The following is a 17,998-nucleotide window of genomic DNA, read 5'->3' as shown; positions in this document are numbered from 1 at the left end:
CCCGGCCGGTTCTCCGGGGGTCGGGATCGCGGTTCCATTAGGCGGCGGTGCGTGCGGATGGCGGCCCTTGGGCGGCGTCGGCGGCGGTTCGTGCCGGGTATCCGGTGTGGTCGACCTGGGCCGGTGAAGGAATGGCTGGCGGCAGCGGCGGCTGGGCCCTCAGACTTTGGCGGCGGCTGTTAGTCGTTGCAGGGCTCGTGCGACCACCTCGGGATCGCTGGTCTCCCAATACGGCGGCAACGACGCACGCAGGTAACCGCCGTAACGAGCGGTGGCAAGGCGAGAGTCGAGAATGGCGACCACACCGCGGTCGTCGACGCTGCGCAGCAGGCGACCGGTGCCCTGGGCCAGGAGCAGGGCGGCGTGGCTGGCGGCGACGGACATGAAGCCGTTGCCGCCGCGCGATTCGACGGCCCGCTGACGTGCGGTGAGCAGCGGGTCGTCGGGGCGGGGGAACGGGATGCGGTCCAGGATCACCAGGCTCAGCGACGGCCCCGGCACATCGACGCCCTGCCACAGCGACAGGGTGCCGAACAGCGATGTCGCCGGATCGTCGGCGAATTTGCGCACCAGCGCTCCGGTGGAGTCCTCGCCCTGACACAGCACGGGTGTGTCCAGCCGATTGCGTAGCACCTCGGTGGCGGCCTTCGCGGCGCGCATGGACGAGAAGAGGCCGAGCGTGCGTCCGCCTGCCGCGGTGATCAGCCGCTCGATTTCGTCGAGGTAGGCGGGGGACAGACCGTCGCGGCCCGGCGCGGGCAGATGTTTGGCGACGTACAGGATTCCGGACTTCGCATGGTCGAACGGTGACCCGACATCGAGGGAGGTCCAGCGCACCGTCTCGTTGTCCGACGGCGCCTCGGCACCATTGGCGGCCGCGGTGTCGGTGCGGCTGGACGACTGCGCGGGCAGTCCCCAGGTGATGGCGAGACCGTCGAAGGAACCGCCGATCTGCAAGGTTGCCGAGGTCAGCACCACCGTCGACGCACCGAACAACCTGCTGCGCAACAGTCCTCCGACCGACAACGGGGCCATCCGCAACGTGCGGCGGGTGACGCCGCGCAGCTCGTCGGCGGCCAGCCACACCACGTCGCGGCGGGCCGCGGGATCGGGTTCGTCGAATGCGGTGAGCGCGCGGACGGCAGCGTCGTGCACCTCTTCGACGGCGGCAACGGCGCGGGTGCGGGCGGCGGCGGTATCGGCGTCACCCTGCGCGGTGGTGCCGCCCTGCGGGGCGAGCGCGGTGTGCGCGTTCCATGCGGCGTCCCGGACCAGCGCGAGAACCGGGGCGATCCCATCGGGCAGGGCGTCCCAGCGGCTTGGTCCCATATCGTCGAGCGCGGCGTGCAGGGCATCGCCCGCGGCTTCGAGGCGGTCGACCTCTTGTTCGTCGATGAGCTTGGTGCAGCGGCGGGCCGCGGCAGTGATCGCGACGGCCGACAGTTCGGCGGTGGCGACACCGGTGACCCTGTCGACGAGTTCGTGGGCCTCGTCGACCACGACCACATCGTGTTCGGGGAGCACCTGGATGCCGCTGATCGCGTCGATGGCCAGCAGGGCGTGATTGGTGACGACGACGTCGGCCTGCGCGGATTCGGCCCTTGCCTTCTCGGCGAAGCAATCCTGGCCGAACGGGCATCGTGATTTGCCCAGGCATTCCCGCGAGGAGACGCTGACCTGACGCCAGGCCCGATCGGAGACGCCGGGAGTGAGGTCGTCGCGGTCGCCGGTTTCGGTGTCGGAGGCCCATTCGTTGAGCCGCTGCACCTCGCGGCCGAGTCGCGATACCGCGAACGCGTCGAACAGCTCGGCCTCGGCCGGCTCCTCCGGAATCGCACTGTTGATCTTGTTCAGGCACAGATAGTTGTTGCGGCCCTTGAGGATCGCGAACTGTGGTACCCGGCCGAGCGGTTTACCGAGGGCGTCGGCGAGCCGGGGCAGATCGCGGTCGACCAGCTGACGTTGCAGCGCGATCGTTGCCGTCGACACCACGACCGTGCGCCCGGTGCGCACCGCATGCCGCAAGCTTGGCACCAGGTAGGCCAGTGATTTTCCGGTACCCGTACCGGCCTGCACCGCGAGATGTTCCTTGGTGTCGATGGCGTGATCGACCGCGGCGGCCATCGACACCTGGCCCGGCCGTTCCTTGCCGCCGAGCGCGGTAACGGCGGTCGACAACAGGGCCGGGACGGGCGGAAGTTCGGGCACCCCGGCAGCCTACTGCGCCGCACCGACAACCCGCGTACGGTCCGCGGGCGAGGTCATGGGGTTGGCGATTACCCGCCGACGCCGACTCAGCCGGCGAGCGCACCCTCGAGTTCGACTCCTGCCCCGCGCAGCTGCTCCAGCGCCTTCTCGATGGTTTCCGGCGCGACCCCGGCAGTGAGACCGAGCAGGATCCGGGTGTCGAACCCGGCCGCCACGGCATCCAGCGCGGTGGCGCGCACACAATGATCGGTGGCGATCCCGACGACGTCCACCGCGTCGATATCCCGGGCACGCAGCCAGTCGGTCAGCGTGCTCCCGTCGTCGGCAGCGCCCTCGAACCCGGAGTAGGCCGCGGCGTAGGCCCCCTTGGAGAACACCGCCTGGACCGGTGTGGTGTCGAAGTTCGGATGGAACTCGGCGCCAGGGGTGCCGACCCGGCAGTGCGGCGGCCAGCTGTCCACGAAATCGGGTTGGTCGGAGAAATGCGCACCGGGATCGACGTGGAAGTCACGGGTCGCGACCACCGCCGCGTAATCGTCGGCCCGTGTCCGGGCGTGCGCGCTGATCCGCTCCGCCACCTGCGCCCCACCCGCGACGGCCAGCGAGCCACCCTCGCAGAAATCGTTCTGCACGTCCACGATCACCAAAGCTCGACCCATCACAACCTCCTACCCGCCAATTCTGCCCCCCGCGACCGCCCCGCGCTGCCCACGAACGCGGGCATCCGCCGAGTGGCACCTGGCTGGGGCGTTTCGCGAGAAGGACTCTCGCTCGGGTGCCCCTGTCCACACCGCCGCTCAGGAGAGGAAGGTGGTGGGGATGGCCGGGTCGCCCGCGGAGAGTTTGAGGCCTTCCCAGGGGAGGGCGACCAAGCCGTTGGCGACGAGACCGCGGCTCTCCGACAGGCCCGGCTGGTCGATGATCTTGCCCTCGCGGACCAGGGGTACGAGCAGCTCACGCATCTCGAATCCGTTCGTGGCGGGACGTTCGCCCGCCGCGGGATAGATGATCTCCTCGACGATGGTGCCGGTGCGCCTGGCCAGCCGGACCGCACGCTTGGTGCCACCGCGCGACTCCTTGTGGCTGCTGCGTTTGGCCACCGGGACACCGTCGACCTCGACCAACTTGTAGACCATCCCCGCGGTCGGGGCGCCGGAGCCGGTGACCAGCGAGGTGCCGACACCGTAGACGTCCACCGGTTCGGCGCGCAGCGCGGCGATCGCGTACTCGTCGAGATCGCCGGAGACCACGATGCGGGTCTTGGTTGCGCCCAGTTCGTCGAGCTGATTGCGCACCTGCCTGGCCAGCACGCCCAGATCGCCGGAGTCGATCCGCACACCGCCGAGTTCCGGTCCGGCGATCTCGATGGCGGTGGCCACACCCTTGGTGATGTCGAAGGTGTCCACCAGGAGAGTGGTGCCGATGCCGAGCGCCTCGATCTGGCTGCGGAACGCGGCTGCTTCGTGTGCGCCGTCCGCGCCGCTGTGCAGCAGCGTGAACGCGTGCGCGCTGGTGCCCGCGCCGGGCACACCGAACCGGCGCACCGCCTCGAGGTTCGAAGTCGCATCGAAACCGGCCAGATAGGCGGCGCGGGCGCTGGCGGGTGCGGCAAGTTCATGGGTGCGCCTCGACCCCATCTCGATCATCCGGCGTCGCGCTGCGGCGCTGACCATGCGCGCGGCTGCCGACGCGATGGCGCTGTCGTGGTTGAGGATCGACAGGGCCAATGTCTCCAGCAGGACGCATTCGGCGAAGCTGCCGCGCACGGACAGAATCGGTGATCCGGGGAAGTACAGTTCGCCCTCGGCGTAGCCGTCGATATCGCCGGTGAAGCGGAACTCGCGCAGCCATCGGAGGGTGGTGTCATCGAGGAATCCGCCGACGATCTCGAGCTCTTCCTCGCCGAATCGGAAGTTCCCCAGTGCCTCGAGCAAGCGTGCGGTTCCGGCGACGACGCCGTAACGACGCCCGTGTGGCAAACGCCTGGCGAACAGTTCGAAGGTGCAGTGCCGATGCGCGGAACCGTCGGCCAGTGCGGCGGCGAGCATGGTCAGTTCGTACTGATCGGTCAGCAGCGCGGTGCTGAAGCCGTCGTCACGGGGATCCACGCTGTCACTGTAATCCGAGCGACGCGCCCGCCGACCGCACCGGAGCGCACCGCCTCCGGTGCGTGGGCCGATCGCGCATCATAAGCCCCGAAGGGCCGTGGTCAGGGGCGAAACGGCCGAATCGATCATGCTCGGGTGTTGTGTATCCGGGTGCTAGTCGTACCCTTGACGTTATGGCCTTGTGCAATACGGCACCCCGCTATCGGACGGACGTGGCCCGTGTCGGCGCCGTCGCGGTCGCTGCGAACGCGACGCTGTCCGCACAGGCGACGCCCGAGGCGGTGGAATACACCGAGATCCTGGAGGCGGAAGACCGACCGTGGGTCACGGTCGTCTGGGACGACCCGGTCAACCTCATGCACTACGTCGCCTACATCTTCCAGAAGCTGTTCGGCTACAGCAAAGCCAAGGCGACCGAGTTGATGCTCAAGGTGCACAACGAGGGCAAGGCGGTCGTATCGTCCGGCTCGCGGGACAAAATGGAACAGGACGTCCGCCGGCTACACGCCGCGGGGCTGTGGGCGACCATGCAGCGAGACGACTGACTCGGACGGCTACCGTAGCGACGTGCGTAAGTGGAGCCGGAAGAATTCGCTGAGCGGTCTCAAACTGCGATCCGAAATGGACGCCAGGGAAGCGGGCGTGCTGCGGTCGCTGGTCGGTGCTGTGTCCGGCCTACTCACCGAGCGAGCCTCCTCGGCTCCCGAAGACGATCTCGCCGCCCTCACCGGGCTGCGCAGCGGTAACACCCTCCCGCCCGACGACCCGCGCCTGATGCGGTTGCTGCCCGATTTCCACCGCAGCGAACCCGGTTCCCCCGACGCCGACCGCGCCGACCTCAACAGTGCCCTGCGCGGATTGCACGAACCCGAGATCATCGACGCGAAGCTCGCCGCGGGCGCCGTCGTCCTCGACACCTGCCCCACCGGCGGCGGCCGCATCATCATCACCCCCGAACAGGCCGACGCCTGGCTCACCGCCCTCACCGACGTCCGCCTGGCCCTCGGCGCGGTCCTCGGCATCGACGCCGACACCCCCGAACAATTCGATCCCGACGACCCCCGAGCCCCGCACCTCGACGTCTACCACTGGCTGACCTGGATGCAGGACTCGCTGCTGCAAGCCTTGGCGCCGTAGCGCTAGGTGAGATGGCCTCCGGTCCGTCCTGCGCCGGTGGCCCGAGGCTATCGGCACCAGCGGCGGCACGCCTGATGGGTGAGCCTCGGAACGTGCCGATCGAGAATCAGCCGCTGGGAGCCAGTAGGCCTGCCCGGGATTCGGTGGCGTCAGGTCGGAGGATCCGCTGGTCGCGTCGACCGTCCGGTGTGCGCGGTAGCGTCGGCGGCAGGATCGGCGACAAGGAGTTCTCGTGAATGCGGTGGCGGGTGCGCGTGATTCGGTGACCGATGTGCCGGGGGTGCTGGTCGGGCATCACCATGTGCTCGATGACGATGCGACCGTCGGGTCGGGCGCGGCGACCGGGTGCACGGTGGTTCGTGTGCCGGGCGGGGCGGTGGCGGCCGTGGATGTGCGTGGGGGAGGGCCGGGTACGCGGGAGACCGACGTGCTGGATCCGGTGAACACCGTGCGCCGCGCCGACGCGGTGTTGTTGACCGGTGGCAGTGCCTATGGTCTCGCAGCGGCCGATGGGGTGATGCGTTGGCTCGAGGAGAACGGGGTCGGAATTCCGATGGATCCGGCCGATCCGAGCCGGGTGGTGCCGATCGTGCCGGGTGCGGTGATCTTCGATCTTCCGGTGGGGGACTGGAACATTCGGCCCAGCGCCGAGTTCGGCTTTCGCGCAGCGGCCGATGCTGCCGTCGAGTTCGAGCGCGGCACGGTCGGCGCGGGTGTCGGCGCGCGTGCGGGGGCGATCAAGGGCGGGATCGGTAGCGCGAGCCTCGTCCTCGGTGACGGTCCGGCGGCCGGGATGACGGTCGCCGCGTTGATGGTCGCGAACCCCGTCGGCTCGGTGTTCGACCCCCGCACCGGCCTGCTCTGGGGAGCGGGCACCGACGGTCCCGACCACTTCGGCCTCACCCCCGCTACTCCCGAACAGCTCGCCGTCGCCAACGCCCTCCCGGTCAAGGGCACCGTCCTCAACACCACCATCGGCGTCATCGCCACCGACGCTCCCCTCGACACCCTCGGCGCCCGCCGCCTGGCCACCACTGCCCACGACGGCCTCGCCCGCGCCATCCGACCCGCGCATTCGCCCCTCGACGGCGACACCATCTTCGCCCTCGCCACAGGCACGGCGACGACACCGGAGGCGCCGCCACTGCCCCCGGCGTTCCCGGCGGATCTGCTGGTCCTCGACCAGCTCTGTACCGCCGCCGCGGTCTGTGTCGAACGCGCGATCGTCGACGCCATCCTGTCGGCTCGTTCGATTGCCGGGATCCCGTCGTTCACCGAGCTGTTCCAGAGTTGACGTGTGCCGCGGAGCCGCAGCGCCCGGCCTGGTCCCGCTGCGCCCGTCCCACACTCGGTAGAACGGCCTGCGACCGCCGACCCGCGATCTCCGCTGGTCCCCGCTCCGCCGGGAGCCAGATTCAGCACGTCCGGAATACCCGAATATCCTGACTCGTTGTCGGCTGTGTCAGGTCGGTGACGGCTGTGCGGATATTCGGAAGGGTTCGATTGTGCTCGTGATCAGGGCCGACCTCGTAGATGCGATGGTGGCGCATGCGCGCGCCGACCATCCGGACGAGGCGTGCGGTGTCATTGCGGGGCCGGAGGGATCGGATCGCCCGGAGCGTTTCGTGGCCATGATCAATGCCGAGCGCTCGCCGACTTTCTACCGCTTCGACTCGGGCGAACAGCTGAAGGTGTGGCGCGCGATGGACGACGCCGACGAGGTGCCCGTGGTGATCTACCACTCGCATACCGCGACCGAGGCCTACCCGAGCCGCACCGACGTGTCCTATGCCTCCGAGCCCGACGCTCACTACGTGCTGGTCTCCACCCGCGATCCCGAGCGGCACGAGCTGCGCAGCTACCGGATCCTGGACGGCGAGGTCACCGAAGAGCCGGTGAAGATCGTCGACAGCTACGAAAACAACTGACCACCAACGATATTCGCTAGTTCAACCGAGGAGTTCCCCGATGCCGGTAACCGTGTCCATCCCGACCATCATGCGCCCCCTGACCGGAGGTGAGAAGAGGGTCGAGGCCGAAGGCGCGACGCTGTCGGCGTTGATCGACCACCTGGACGCCAACTTCTCGGGTCTCAAGGAGCGTCTGCTCAAGGACGGCAAGCTCAACCGCTACGTCAACATCTACGTCGACGACGAGGACGTGCGTTTCGCCGGTGGCCTCGAGGCCGAGGTCCCCGAGGGCGCGAGCGTCACCATCCTGCCAGCCGTCGCCGGAGGCTAGATCCCTCGTGGCGCGTTACGAATCGCTGATCGCGACCCTCGGCAACACGCCGCTGGTCGGTTTGCGCAACCTGTCCCCACAGTGGGAAGGCGAGCATCCGGTGCGGCTGTGGGCCAAGCTCGAGGACCGCAACCCCACCGGGTCGATCAAGGACCGCCCGGCGCTGCGCATGATCGAACAGGCAGAGGCCGACGGCCTGCTGAGTCCCGGCTGCACCATTCTGGAGCCGACCAGCGGCAACACCGGAATCTCGCTCGCCATGGCGGCCAAGCTCAAGGGCTACCAGCTGGTGTGTGTGATGCCGGAGAACACCTCGGTGGAGCGGCGCCAGCTGCTCACCATGTTCGGCGCGCGGATCATCGATTCACCGGCGGCGGGCGGTTCCAACCAGGCCGTCGCCATGGCCAAGCAGATCGCTGCGGAAAACCCCGACTGGGTGATGCTCTACCAGTACGGCAATCCGGCCAACGCGCTCGCGCACTACGAGAGCACCGGCCCGGAGATCCTGGCCGACCTGCCAGAGATCACCCATTTCGTCGCGGGACTCGGCACCACAGGAACCCTGATGGGCGTTGGCCGTTTCCTGCGCGAGAAGGTGCCGGGCATCGAGATCGTCGCGGCCGAACCGCGCTACGGCGAGCTGGTGTACGGGCTGCGCAATATCGACGAGGGCTTCATTCCCGAGCTCTACGACGAGTCGGTGCTGACCACCCGCTTCTCGGTTGGACCGTATGACGCGGTGCGCCGCACCAGGGAGCTGGTGCTCGAGGAGGGCATCTTCGCAGGCATCTCCACCGGCGCCATCCTGCATGCCGCGCTCGGCGTCGCGCGCAAGGCGGTCAAGGCCGGTACCAGGGCCGATATCGCGTTCGTTGTGGCCGATGCCGGGTGGAAGTACCTGTCCACCGGCGCCTACGACGGCACCCTGGAAGAGGCAGAGGAACGCCTCGACGGCCAGCTCTGGGCCTGAGGTCGCCGGTACGCTCGAAGGTGCACTCGGCTCGCGGGTAGCGCTGCCGACGATCGATATTGCCGATGCCGGGCCCCTGTCCGGCCTCGTGCGTGGAGGTGATGGCGGTGACCGGTGGAACGGGAATCGGGGCCTCGTTCGATCCCGAACGGATCGCGGCGTTGCGCGCGCAGCAGCCACTGCCACCCGTGCCGGGTGCCCAACCGCCGCAGCTGGGGTCGTCGCCGACTCCGCCGGGTAAACCAGGTTTCACCGGCGCGCGCGAGGTGTGGGCTCGGGCTGCGGCGCTCGTGCTCGGCTTCGTCGCCCTGCTCTACGCGATCGAAGGTTTCGACGCCGTATCCAGCGTCGAACTGGATCAGGCCGGAATCGAGCCGCGTCAGCTCGACGGACTCACCGGCATCCTGTGGGCTCCGATGCTGCACGGCGGCTGGGCGCATCTGATCGGCAACACCCTGCCGGTCCTGGTGCTCGGCTTCCTCGCCCTGGTCTCCGGGATCGGGCGAGGTCTTGCGGCGACGGCGATCATCTGGGTTGTCGCGGGTGTGGGCACCTGGCTCATCGGGGGGTCGGGCACCGTGCACCTCGGTGCGTCCGCGCTGGTCTTCGGCTGGTTGACGTTCATCATCCTGCGCGGCTGGTTCGGCAGGCACGTCGGCCAGATAGTGATCGGCCTGATCGTGCTCGCGGTCTACGGGTCGCTGCTGTGGGGTGTGCTGCCCGGGCAGCCGGGCATCTCCTGGCAGGGTCATCTGTTCGGGGCTGTCGGTGGGGTGCTCGCCGCGTGGATGCTCTCCGGTGACGAGCGCGAACGTCATCGCGCCGCGCTTCCGGCCTCCGGTTTCGGTCCAGCCGGCACACCCGGCCGGGGCTGACTGTCCGGCGTCGCGGTTTCCGATGCGCGGCGCGCGCTCGGGCCCGGGGAACCCAGGTCGGTCCGGGCGGCGCGGTCACACTGCGTCCATTGTGTGACGCCCACCTCAACCCAGGCGGAATGACTTGGTGAGCGGACCTTTTCGGGGCGGTGGGTGCGGCGCGTGTCGGCTGGGTACTCTCTGGTGATGAACGTCCACACCGTCGTGAGGCGCGGACCGGTGCTTGCGGGCATTTCCGGTCCCAGTGGTCTCGGCCCGGCTTTTTGGGGGATCGGCTCTTGAGCGAGAATTCGTCGTGGCAGCATGGTGGGATGCGCCTTACCGTCCTCGGGTGCTCGGGCAGTGTGTCCGGCCCGGACTCCCCAGCGTCGGGGTACCTGCTCACCGGCCCGGACATGTCGCCGGTCGTCATCGATTTCGGTCCAGGGGTGCTCGGCGCATTGCAGCGTTACGCCAACCCCGGCGACGTATCGATCTTCCTCACTCATCTGCACGCCGACCACTGCCTGGATCTGCCGGGGCTGCTGGTGTGGCGGCGCTACCACCCGACGCCGCCGGTCGGTAAGGCCATCGTGCGCGGTCCGTCGGACACCTCGTTGCGCATCGGCAACGCCTCGGCCGAGGTCGGCGGTGAATGCGACGACTGGTCCGACGTGATCGATATGCGTCCGTGGGTCGAGGGTGAGCCGGTGGAGTTCGGCGCGGGTCACACCGTGACGGCGCGCCGGATGTTCCACCCGCCGGAGTCCTACGGCCTGCGGATCGTCACCGCGGCCGGGCGCACGTTCGTCTACACCGGCGACACCGCGATGTGCTCACAGGTGCAGGAGCTCGCGCAGGGCGCCGATGTGCTCATGGCGGAAGCGTCCTGGACCCACGATCCGGCGAATCGTCCTCCCGGTATTCATCTTTCGGGCACCGAGGCGGGGCGGATCGCGGCCGAAGCGGGTGTCGGCGAACTCCTGCTGACGCACATTCCGCCGTGGACTTCGCGCGAAGATGTGATCGCCGAAGCCAAGGCCGAGTTCACCGGTCCCGTGCATGCGGTGGCACCGGGGGAGACCTTCGACCTCTGAGTCGCGTCGTCTGTGTGGGCGATGACTGCGGCATCGGTGACTCGAGTTGTGGGCCCTGGTGCCGATGGCCAGCCACTGAGGAATGTGGCTACCGCACCGAGCGCCGAATAGTCCAGAACGCTCGGTGCGATTTATCAGCACGGTATGCGGCGCGTGCCCTGTGGGTCACCCGTCGTGACCGCTGAGTGAGACGCGCTCGCGCCCCCGCCGACTCGCGAGCACCTGCTCCCATTACGCTGGCCTCGTGTCGAGACGAGCCGATGGCAGGGCGGACGATGAGCTCCGCGAGGTACGGATCACCCGTGGATTCACCACGCATCCAGCCGGTTCGGTGCTGGTGGAGTTCGGCCAGACGCGGGTGATGTGCACCGCAAGCGTCACCGAGGGCGTGCCGCCGTGGCGGCGCGACTCCGGGCTGGGCTGGCTCACCGCCGAATACGCCATGCTGCCCGCCGCCACCCACACCCGCAGCGGCCGAGAATCGGTGAAGGGCAAGGTCGGCGGCCGGACCCAGGAGATCAGCAGGCTGATCGGGCGTTCGCTGCGCGCATGCATCGACCTGGCCGCCATCGGTGAGAACACCATCGCCATCGACTGCGATGTGCTGCAGGCCGACGGCGGTACCCGTACCGCCGCGATCACCGGCGCCTATGTCGCGCTCTCCGACGCGGTCACCTATCTCGCGGCCGCAGGCAAGCTCGCCGACCCGCAGCCGATTTCCTGTGCCATCGCCGCGGTGAGCGTCGGCGTGGTCGACGGCCGGGTGCGCCTGGACCTGCCCTATGAAGAGGACTCGCGCGCCGAGGTCGACATGAACGTGGTCGCTACCGATACCGGCACCTTGGTCGAGGTGCAGGGCACCGGTGAGGGCGCCACCTTCCCACGCTCCACCCTGGACAAGCTGCTCGATTCCGCGCTCGCAGGCTGTGAGCAGCTGTTCGAGGTGCAGAAGGAAGCCCTCGCGCTGCCGTACCCAGGTGCGCTGCCCGAGCCGGCCGAACCGAAGAAGAAGTGATGACCCGCCGTGTGCTCGTCGCCAGCCGCAATGCCAAGAAGCTGAACGAGCTGCGGCGCATCTTGGCCGACGCCGGTGTGGCGGGCCTGGAGATCGTCGGCCTCGACGACGTCCCCACCTACGACGAAGCCCCCGAAACCGGTGCGACGTTCGAGGAGAACGCCTTGGCCAAGGCCCGCGACGGCGCCGCGGCCACCGGATTGGCGTGCGTCGCCGACGATTCCGGCCTCGAAGTCGACGCCCTCAACGGCATGCCCGGCGTGCTGTCGGCGCGTTGGTCCGGTCGCCACGGTGACGACGCCGCCAACAATGCGCTGCTGCTCGGACAGCTCGGCGATGTCCCGGACGAACGCCGCGGCGCCCGCTTCGTCTCCACCTGCGCACTGGCGGTGCCGGGCGGGGCGGAGACCGTGGTGCGCGGCGAATGGCCGGGCACGATCGGGCGCAAGCCGATCGGTGATGGCGGGTTCGGTTACGACCCGCTGTTCGTGCCCGAGGGTGGGACGACCACCGCGGCGCAGCTGACGCCGGCTGAGAAGGACGCTGTTTCGCACCGCGGACGGGCATTGACCCAACTGCTGCCGGCGCTCGCCGCGCTGGTCGACTGACCCGATCGACCGGGGGCGGGGGGCACACCGAGTCGAGACGGCATCGGGGCCGGGCTCGCTGGGCCGACCTGCTGCTTCGGTGGGCGAGTCGGCGCGGACCCGCGCCGCCGTGCCCCGAGGTACTCGAGACCGCGGGATGGTTGCGGAGTCGCACGCGTGAGCGGTGCGACGTCGTGCGTGGTCGGGCGGACCGGTGGCTGCGTGTTGTACGCTCACCGCTGCGTGCGAGCGCCCACCTGCTCCTACGGCTCGTGTAGTAGACGGGTACCGTGGTATGCGTGTCCGCCCCTTCCGGCCCTTCGGCGCAGCATCGCCCTCGGCATAATCGGCCCGCGCTGATCGCGCTGGTGGTCGTGGCCGCGCTGGCGTGCCTGGCGTTGGGGTGGTGGCAGTGGGAGCGGTTCGAGTCCTCGAGCGGTACCGGCCAGAACCTGGGGTATGCCCTGCAATGGCCGTTGTTCGCGGCATTCGCGGTGTTCGCGTACTTCCGGTTCGTCCGGTTGGAGAGCGAGGCCGAGGAGGAGCAGTCGGCTCCCGCCGCGGAACCGGCACCGGCCGCGCAGCCCGCTAGGGCCAAGACCAGGAAGGCCGCGCCACGCGAGATCCCGACGGGCATCCTGCCGGAGCGGCCGAAGGCTCGACCCGAGCAGCCCGAGGCGGCGCGCGGTACCGATCCCGCGCTGACCGAATACAACCAATACCTGGCGCGATTGCACGCCGACGATATCGGTGAACGGGTCCGCGACGCGGGCCTCGACGCCCGCGACACCGAGAGGAGCGCCGGTTGACCGCCAGCGAGAACTCGACCGACACCACGCTGACCGACGACGGCGCCACCCCCGTCACCACCCGTAAGGCCCCCGCGAATACCGCGAAGGTCAAGAGCGCGCTGTTGCGCTACCGAGTGCTGGCCTGGACCACCGGTCTGTGGCTGCTGTTACTCACGGTCGAGATGATCGCCCAGTACGGCTTCGGCGTCGACACCCCGCGCTGGATCGCCGTCGTCCACGGCTGGGTGTACTTCGTCTACCTGATTCTCACCGCCGACCTGGCCGTCAAGGTCCGCTGGCCCGCGGGCCGCACCATCGGCACCCTGCTCGCAGGCACCGTTCCGCTGCTGTCGTTCTTCGTGGAACACCGCAACGCCCAGCAGGTCAAGCGCGACTTCGGCATCTGACGGCTTTCTCCAAGACCTGCCAGCCCGTCTCGGCCTACGCTCGAATGATCGAGCGATGGGAGTTGATGGCAATGACCGGCTATGTCGCCACGGCGGACATCGATATCGCTGCTTCGCCGAAACAGGTCTGGGAGGCGCTGACCGACCCGGAGCAGATCCGCCGATTCATGTTCGGTGCCGACGTGCGCACCGATTGGGAGGTGGGCAGTCCGATCGTCTGGGAGGGCGAGTACCAGGGACGGCCCTATACCGACAAGGGCGAGATCCTTGCCGTCGAGCCCGGTCGGCTGCTGAAGATGACCCACTTCAGCGCGCTGTCCGGTCAGTCCGACGTGCCGGCGAACTACCACACCCTCACCTACGAGCTGTCCGGCGACGCGAGCTCGACCCACCTGTCACTGAGCCAGGACAACAACGCCAGTGAACAGGAGGCCGAGCATTCGCGAGGCATGTGGCAGACACATGTCAGCGGGATCAAGGCGGCTGTCGAGGGCCGGTAGCGCCTGTCTCAGCAATACCTGGCTCGGGGCCTGCAGTTCAGCCGCCTCCATTGGCGCGATCGGTTCTGGTCCAGGTGGAGGCGCCGTTGCCGGTGTCGCTGCTGCGGGGGACTTCGCGCTGACGTTGTATCCGGTGTGAAGAGCGCTGACCCACCTCGAGGGGCGGATACCCGCTGTGCGAGCGGCTTTGCCGCGGTGTTCCCGATCCGGTGCTCGGCGTGCGGGCTCGCTAGAACTTGTAGGTGATGCCGGTGAACCGTTCGGATTCCTCCCACAGCCGCCGCTGGAGGTCGCGGTTCTTCGACAGCTTGGTCGAGGGGGAGGGTTCCACCGGGCCCTGAGATTGGAACAGACGCGTGGGGCCCCAGTAGGTGTTCGGGTCGGCGTCGGGTTCGGTGGCGGCGAACAGGGTGGAGTGGGCTGCCTTCGCCGGTGCGTGGCCGATCAGGCGGATGAAGGGCTTGCTGATGCGGTCGAGCGGGGTCTCGGTGCGCGCGAAGAGATCGGTGGCCGACACACCAGGATGTACGCCGTAGGACCGCTTGTTCGACCCAGCCTCTTCCAGCCGGTGCTGGAGTTCGCGGGCGAACATCAGGTTGGCGAGCTTGGACTGCGCGTACGCGAGATTGCGCTGGTAGCGGCGGTTCTCGTAGTTCAGGTCGTCGATCCAGAGCTTCGGGGTCTGCTTGTGCGCGATGCTGGCCAGCGACACCACCCGGTCGCGGACGCGATCCAGCAGCAGCCCGGTGAGCGCGAAGTGGCCGAGGTGGTTGACGCCGAATTGGGTTTCGTAGCCGTCTTTGGTGCGCGAGAACGGGACGTTCATCAGACCCGCATTGTTGATCAGCACATCGAATTCCCCGCAGTTGGCGGCGAATTCGCGCACCGACGCCAGATCGGCGAGATCGAGCGGCGCGACCTTGACGTCGCCCTCGACGCGGTCGGCGATCTCTTGCGCCTTTGCCGCGTTACGGCAGGCCATGACCACCGTCGCGCCCTTGCTCGCGAGTACCGTCGTGGTCTCTACACCGAGGCCGCCATTGGCTCCGGTGACGACGAAGGTGCGTCCGGTCTGATCGGATATCTGCTCAGGTTTCCACGCCATGCACCGACCTTACTCCTGAGTAAGTTCTCTGTGAAGAGTGTCTCGGACGCTGATCTTCCTCGCATGCCTGTGGAGCATCGAAGGCCGGGGCGATACGGATCGCCACCCAGCGCGGCCGCCATGGCCGATGCCGGATGTGCCGCCACGGCAGGGGTGTGGTGACGGCGGGCCCGGACTCCGATGCCGGAAGCGAGCGAACCAGGTCCGCACCCTGTTTCACCTGCGGTGATAGGCAGATCGCACCGATCTTCACGTTTTCCCTGTGGCGCATCCAGGATTGGGCCACAATGGTTCCTAGGCAGGGGATGGCCATTTCAGGAGGGGATCACTATGCCCACAGCGGGCAACACGGTGCCTCGGCGTCAGCTCGGTAAACACCTGCGCGAAATGCGTCAGGCGGCGGGATTGAGCATCGCCGAAGCGGCACGGCAGATCGGGCGCGGAGCCGGGACGGTGCAGCGGTTGGAGACCGGGCATCCCGGGAAGATCCATGTGCCGGACATCGTGGGGTTGTGCGAGCTGTATGACGAGATCGAGCAGCAGGGTGCGTTGCTCGGGCTGGCGAAGGAAGCTGAAGCAGCGTCGAGGAATGGAGGGTGGTGGCATGAGTACGGGGAGTTGATCCCGGAAGACTTCGAACTGTACGTGGGGCTGGAGGCCGCTGCGACGGCCTTGACCATCTTCCGTCCGGACATGATTAGCGGTCTGTTCCAAACTGTCGGGTACGCAAGGGCTCTCGATGTGGCGTACTTCCCTGACGGCGGAGCAGATGAGCTGGATCGACGTATGAAAGTGCGGATGGGCCGACAGAGGATCATCACCAGGAAGCGCACCCCGGTGAACGTGACGCTGATCTTGGACGAGGCAGTACTGAATCGAGTTGTGGGTGGCCGCAAGACAATGGCCGGTCAACTCCGGCACCTTGCTGACCTGCCGCCAAACGTCACTGTGCGAATTCTTCCGTTTGCGGTCGGCGTGCCGCCGGGTATGGCTACCGGGCCCTTTACCGTCCTCGACTTCAGTCCGTCATCACGTGAACCGGCCACGGTGTACGTGGAGTCGTATACGGGCAACCTCTACTACGACCGACCGGACTCGGTTGAGCGCTACCGAAAGGCGTTCAAGGCCATGCAAGATGTAGCTGTAGACACCGTTGGCAGCAAGATTCTGCTGCGTGTGAAAGCAAAGGAGTTCGAACGTGAGCGTTGACCTAACCGGGGCGCGGTGGTTCAAGTCGAGCCGGAGCGCGGGTGGAAACGATTGCGTCGAAGTCGCGCACCTGGACGTGGGTTGGGTCGGCGTGCGTGATTCGAAGAACCCTGCTGGCCCGGCCCTCGTCTTCACCCCTTCGGAGTGGGACACCTTCTTGACCCGTACCCGCGCCGGACGCTTCGACCACCGCTGAGCCGCGCCTGTCGCGGTCGGTCCGGTAGCGCGCCCTATTGAAACGGCCCGTCTCTCAGCCGCAACAGGCTGAGAGACGGGCCGTCTCACTGACAGATGTTGGCGGGCCTCCCGCCCTGCTGGTGAGGGTATCCGCCGTGATCGCTGCGTATGCGGATCAGCCGCAGTGGCTCGGGCCGGGCGAGCTCCAACCGTAGCTCGTATCCGGGTTGGGCCTGCTCGCCATACCGCCCCAACCAATACACTTTCCGGGGGCATCCACTTTCACTGGTCCGGCATAGTAGGCGAACATGCCGGAATCCTTCTGTGGGTTGTACTGCCCCCAGATTCCGAGGCTTACCATCGTCGCGGTCTTGGTACCGACATCGGCGGTCTTCCAGGTGACAGCGCAGTTGGTTCGGCCGTTGTAGAGCAGGTAGATGGTGGCGAGATTGCCCAGGTCGTGGGTGTCGATGACGCGGTAGCCGCTTCCGCACACCGAGGCAGGGGTCGCCGCATTCGCGGGAGTGGCCATGGCCAAAGATCCGGAGAGGATCGCCGCGATGGCGAGGCCCAGTCGGGCTCCGTGTTTGAGCACACGCATTATTCATTTTCTTTCTGTGAAGATCGACCGCGGATCATCAGTGGCGGTCGTTTGCCGAGGGATCTGCCGCGTCCGGTGCTGCCGTTCGCGCGCTGTCGATGACGGCGCGTCAGATGCGGTCGAGGGTCGGGATATGAGGGGCTCAGCCGCAGTGGCTACGGCCCGAATTCCAGTTGTACCCCTTGGAGATGTCGGTCGGCGATGCACTACCGCCCCACATGATGCATTTGCCGGGAGCATCCACTTTCACTGGACCCGCGTAGTACGCGTACATATTCATATCCATCCGGAGGCTGTTGGCCTGATCCCAGATGGCGACCTCGGCCTTCGTGACGGTCTTGGTGCCGATGTAGGCCGTCTTCCAGGTGACGACGCAGTTGGTTCGGCCGTTGTAGAGCAGATAGATGGTGGCGAGATTGCCCAGGCCGTGGGTGTCGATGACGCGGAAGCCGCTGCCGCACACCGAGGCAGGGGTCGCTGCGTTCGCGGGAGCGGCCATGGTCAGCGATCCGGCAAGAATTGCCGCGACGGCAAGGCCCAACCTGGCTCCGTGTTTGAACACACGCATCGTTCAGTTTTCCTTCCGAGAACACAATCGATCGACCACCTCGCGGCGTCGGTGACCGTCCGCCGATACGTGATCTGTCAAGATCCTGCACTGCGTCAGGGTGAGAATCCTCCCACTCCTGGGAATTCATTGACATCCAAGACTGGAGCGGGAAATCGCGTTGCGGTGAACTCGAACTGCTCGCCGACGGTCGTAGCCCGAAACCCTCCGCAGTCGGATAGGCGGATCCGCAGTGGTCGAGACGACGTCGACCCAGTCTGTGTCCGAGGCCCCGGCTACGAAGGAGGCATGAGGCGGGCGACAACGGCGCGTCGCCGGTCTCGCGTCTCCCTCGTGAACCGGCTGGTCGCGAGGGGCGCGGGGGATGGAGGTTTGTGTGTGGGGGGTGCTGCTTTGTGTAGCGCTGGATGGTCGGGTTAGGCG

Annotated in this window: 21 protein-coding genes; 15 read left to right on the top strand and 6 right to left on the bottom strand. The window is 67.6% G+C overall.

Annotated features, from left to right (window positions below):
* Window positions 1-159 precede the first annotated feature (159 nt).
* The 3 genes from GV792_RS26965 to GV792_RS26955 all read right to left on the bottom strand — a co-directional run bounded on the left by GV792_RS26965 (window position 160) and on the right by GV792_RS26955 (window position 4,316).
* Window positions 160-2,208, bottom strand: a complete 2,049-nt coding sequence (locus GV792_RS26965; RefSeq protein WP_163827791.1) for an ATP-dependent DNA helicase — start codon at window positions 2,206-2,208, stop codon at window positions 160-162.
* Between the two features lie 86 nt (window positions 2,209-2,294).
* Window positions 2,295-2,867 carry an isochorismatase family protein gene (locus GV792_RS26960; RefSeq protein ID WP_163827790.1) on the bottom strand — a complete coding sequence of 191 codons (573 nt, stop codon included), beginning with the start codon at window positions 2,865-2,867 and terminating at the stop codon, window positions 2,295-2,297.
* Between the two features lie 138 nt (window positions 2,868-3,005).
* A complete protein-coding gene (locus GV792_RS26955; protein ID WP_163827789.1) occupies window positions 3,006-4,316 on the bottom strand; it encodes a nicotinate phosphoribosyltransferase in 1,311 nt (436 codons plus the stop codon).
* 173 nt (window positions 4,317-4,489) lie between these two features.
* Between GV792_RS26955 and clpS the strand changes: the two genes are divergently transcribed.
* The 13 genes from clpS to GV792_RS26890 all read left to right on the top strand — a co-directional run bounded on the left by clpS (window position 4,490) and on the right by GV792_RS26890 (window position 13,915).
* Window positions 4,490-4,861 carry an ATP-dependent Clp protease adapter ClpS gene (gene clpS / locus GV792_RS26950; protein WP_163827787.1) on the top strand — a complete coding sequence of 124 codons (372 nt, stop codon included), beginning with the start codon at window positions 4,490-4,492 and terminating at the stop codon, window positions 4,859-4,861.
* Between the two features lie 22 nt (window positions 4,862-4,883).
* Window positions 4,884-5,453: an oxidative stress transcriptional regulator AosR gene (gene aosR, locus GV792_RS26945; protein WP_163827785.1), complete on the top strand. Its 570-nt coding sequence runs from the start codon at window positions 4,884-4,886 to the stop codon at window positions 5,451-5,453.
* A gap of 232 nt (window positions 5,454-5,685) precedes the next feature.
* Entirely contained in the window at window positions 5,686-6,747 is a 1,062-nt protein-coding gene (locus GV792_RS26940; RefSeq protein ID WP_163827783.1) for a P1 family peptidase, read from the top strand.
* A gap of 211 nt (window positions 6,748-6,958) precedes the next feature.
* Complete coding sequence (locus tag GV792_RS26935; protein WP_163827781.1) at window positions 6,959-7,381, top strand: Mov34/MPN/PAD-1 family protein; 423 nt, start codon at window positions 6,959-6,961, stop codon at window positions 7,379-7,381.
* Between the two features lie 40 nt (window positions 7,382-7,421).
* The gene (locus GV792_RS26930; protein WP_163827779.1) at window positions 7,422-7,694 is read left to right on the top strand and encodes a MoaD/ThiS family protein; all 273 of its coding nucleotides are present in this window, start codon (window positions 7,422-7,424) and stop codon (window positions 7,692-7,694) included.
* Window positions 7,695-7,701: 7 nt separating this feature from the next.
* Entirely contained in the window at window positions 7,702-8,664 is a 963-nt protein-coding gene (locus GV792_RS26925; protein WP_163827777.1) for a PLP-dependent cysteine synthase family protein, read from the top strand.
* Between the two features lie 101 nt (window positions 8,665-8,765).
* The gene (locus tag GV792_RS26920; RefSeq protein WP_163827775.1) at window positions 8,766-9,539 is read left to right on the top strand and encodes a rhomboid family intramembrane serine protease; all 774 of its coding nucleotides are present in this window, start codon (window positions 8,766-8,768) and stop codon (window positions 9,537-9,539) included.
* 311 nt (window positions 9,540-9,850) lie between these two features.
* Complete coding sequence (locus GV792_RS26915; protein WP_163827773.1) at window positions 9,851-10,615, top strand: cyclic nucleotide-degrading phosphodiesterase; 765 nt, start codon at window positions 9,851-9,853, stop codon at window positions 10,613-10,615.
* Between the two features lie 244 nt (window positions 10,616-10,859).
* The gene (rph, locus tag GV792_RS26910) at window positions 10,860-11,630 is read left to right on the top strand and encodes a ribonuclease PH (RefSeq protein ID WP_163827772.1); all 771 of its coding nucleotides are present in this window, start codon (window positions 10,860-10,862) and stop codon (window positions 11,628-11,630) included.
* Window positions 11,630-12,238, top strand: coding sequence for an RdgB/HAM1 family non-canonical purine NTP pyrophosphatase (gene rdgB / locus GV792_RS26905; RefSeq protein WP_163827769.1), 609 nt, complete (start codon window positions 11,630-11,632; stop codon window positions 12,236-12,238). The genes rph and rdgB overlap by 1 nt, the downstream gene beginning before the upstream one ends.
* 278 nt (window positions 12,239-12,516) lie before the next feature.
* Complete coding sequence (locus GV792_RS26900) at window positions 12,517-13,026, top strand: transcriptional regulator (RefSeq protein ID WP_175583233.1); 510 nt, start codon at window positions 12,517-12,519, stop codon at window positions 13,024-13,026.
* A gap of 29 nt (window positions 13,027-13,055) precedes the next feature.
* Window positions 13,056-13,415, top strand: coding sequence for a DUF3817 domain-containing protein (locus GV792_RS26895; protein ID WP_163827802.1), 360 nt, complete (start codon window positions 13,056-13,058; stop codon window positions 13,413-13,415).
* 44 nt (window positions 13,416-13,459) lie between these two features.
* Window positions 13,460-13,915 (top strand): SRPBCC domain-containing protein, encoded by a 456-nt coding sequence (locus tag GV792_RS26890; protein WP_256668451.1) that lies wholly within the window; start codon window positions 13,460-13,462, stop codon window positions 13,913-13,915.
* A gap of 229 nt (window positions 13,916-14,144) precedes the next feature.
* On the opposite strand, the gene GV792_RS26885 is transcribed toward GV792_RS26890, so the two are convergent.
* A complete protein-coding gene (locus GV792_RS26885; RefSeq protein ID WP_163827767.1) occupies window positions 14,145-15,020 on the bottom strand; it encodes an oxidoreductase in 876 nt (291 codons plus the stop codon).
* Between the two features lie 330 nt (window positions 15,021-15,350).
* On the opposite strand from GV792_RS26885, the gene GV792_RS26880 reads away from it, so the two are divergent.
* Both GV792_RS26880 and GV792_RS26875 read left to right on the top strand, forming a co-directional pair.
* Window positions 15,351-16,229 (top strand): helix-turn-helix domain-containing protein, encoded by an 879-nt coding sequence (locus GV792_RS26880; RefSeq protein WP_163827765.1) that lies wholly within the window; start codon window positions 15,351-15,353, stop codon window positions 16,227-16,229.
* Window positions 16,219-16,425: a DUF397 domain-containing protein gene (locus GV792_RS26875; protein ID WP_163827763.1), complete on the top strand. Its 207-nt coding sequence runs from the start codon at window positions 16,219-16,221 to the stop codon at window positions 16,423-16,425. Before GV792_RS26880 ends, GV792_RS26875 begins: the two co-directional genes overlap by 11 nt.
* Before the next feature lie 156 nt (window positions 16,426-16,581).
* On the opposite strand, the gene GV792_RS26870 is transcribed toward GV792_RS26875, so the two are convergent.
* Together GV792_RS26870 and GV792_RS26865 are read right to left on the bottom strand one after the other, a co-directional pair.
* Window positions 16,582-17,007, bottom strand: coding sequence for a hypothetical protein (locus GV792_RS26870; protein ID WP_163827761.1), 426 nt, complete (start codon window positions 17,005-17,007; stop codon window positions 16,582-16,584).
* Between the two features lie 142 nt (window positions 17,008-17,149).
* Window positions 17,150-17,575, bottom strand: coding sequence for a hypothetical protein (locus tag GV792_RS26865; RefSeq protein ID WP_163827759.1), 426 nt, complete (start codon window positions 17,573-17,575; stop codon window positions 17,150-17,152).
* Window positions 17,576-17,998: the final 423 nt, after the last annotated feature.

The organism is Nocardia cyriacigeorgica, assembly GCF_010868145.1.
Classification (GTDB): Bacteria; Actinomycetota; Actinomycetes; order Mycobacteriales; family Mycobacteriaceae; genus Nocardia; species Nocardia cyriacigeorgica_D.
Note: the sequence above shows the minus strand (reverse complement) of the source record. Positions and strands in the feature narration are given on the sequence as shown.